This is a genomic window from Oleiphilus sp. HI0086, from assembly GCF_001635225.1.
Genome location: NZ_LWFZ01001116.1, coordinates 1 through 1,577, shown reverse-complemented (window position 1 = coordinate 1,577; position 1,577 = coordinate 1). Strand labels below are relative to the sequence as shown.

The window sequence follows — 1,577 nt, the reverse complement described above, 5'->3', positions numbered from 1 at the left end:
AGGGCTGGAGCAAAGTGATGGTCAGGCGCGCTTTGTAGAGGATGCCTGGGAGCGCCCTCAAGGTGGCGGTGGTCGAACTCGAGTGATTAAAGATGGGGCTGTTTTCGAGAAAGGGGGTGTTAACTTCTCTCATGTTTACGGGGACTCATTGCCGCCTTCGGCAACTAGTGCCAGACCTGAGTTGGCAGGTCGTCGCTTTCAGGCGATGGGTGTGTCTTTGGTTATGCACCCTCATAACCCCTATGTACCGACCTCTCATGCCAATGTTCGCTTCTTTATTGCGGAAAAGGACGGTGCTGAACCCATTTGGTGGTTCGGTGGTGGTTATGATTTAACGCCTTACTATGGTTTTGTAGAAGATTGCCAGCAATGGCATCAAGTTGCAGCGGAAGCTTGTGCGCCTTTTGGTGAAGAGGTTTACCCTAAGTATAAAAAGTGGTGCGATGAGTACTTTTACCTGAAACATCGGGACGAAGCGCGCGGAGTTGGCGGCTTATTCTTTGATGACTTGAATGAATGGGGCTTCGAAAAGAGCTTCGAATTTATGCAGGCCGTGGGCAATTCCTATGTGAAGGCGTATCGCCCGATCATCGAACGGCGCAAAGATAGCGAGTATGGCGAAAGGGAGCGACAGTTCCAATTGCATCGTCGTGGCCGTTATGTTGAGTTTAATCTAGTATTTGATCGCGGTACGCTATTTGGCCTCCAGTCTGGAGGGCGCACTGAGTCGATACTTATGTCGATGCCTCCGCTGGTCAGTTGGGATTACAACTATCAGACTAAAGCAGGTTCAAGAGAAGCTGAACTGACCGAGCGCTTTTTGCCGCATCAGGACTGGATCTGATAGTCTTCAGGGAGTAAGGAAAAATACATGTCAGATAAATATGCCGTTGTTGGGAACCCCGTTTCTCATAGTAAGTCTCCATTGATTCATAGCATGTTTGCTACGCAGACGAAGCAGGCACTTACTTACGATAAAATTGAAGCGCCAGTCGATGATTTTACATCAGTGGTCAAAGGCTTTTTTGCTCAGACAGAAGGAAAAGGCCTTAACGTTACCGTGCCTTTCAAAGAGCAAGCTTGGGACATGTGTGACAAGCGTAGCCTTGGTGCTGAAAAGGCTGGTGCTGTAAATACTTTGTACCTTGATGAGCAAGGCTTGCTTTGCGGTGACAATACAGATGGTTTGGNTTTAGTGTCCGACATTCAGGGGCATGGAATTAGCCTAAGTGGAAAAAAAATACTGATTTTAGGGGCAGGTGGTGCTGTAAGAGGCGTATTGCAGCCTATACTTGAAGAAAAGCCAAGCAAGGTTGTGGTGGCCAATAGAACCGTTAGTAAAGCGGATGCTTTGGTAGACTTGTTTCAAGATCAGGGGAGTATTGAAAGTTCGAGCTTTGAAGCCTTGAACGAAGCTTTTGACTTGGTGATTAATGGTACCTCGGCCAGTTTATCGGGTTCCTTGCCACCAATTTCGAAATCGATTATCGGTGCTGCGACGGTTGCCTACGACATGATGTACGGCTCAGAGCAGACTGTCTTTAATCGGTGGGCTGAAGAGGCAGGGGCATCCCAGA

2 protein-coding genes are annotated in these 1,577 nt (G+C 48.3%); both read left to right on the top strand.

What is annotated here, in order from left to right:
• A partial coding sequence (gene hemF / locus A3756_RS19815; protein WP_068554408.1) for an oxygen-dependent coproporphyrinogen oxidase occupies positions 1-844 on the top strand: 844 nt, incomplete at its 5' end.
• A gap of 27 nt (positions 845-871) precedes the next feature.
• Positions 872-1,577, top strand: a 706-nt coding sequence (gene aroE, locus A3756_RS19810; protein WP_068554406.1) for a shikimate dehydrogenase, incomplete at its 3' end; no start/stop codon positions are given.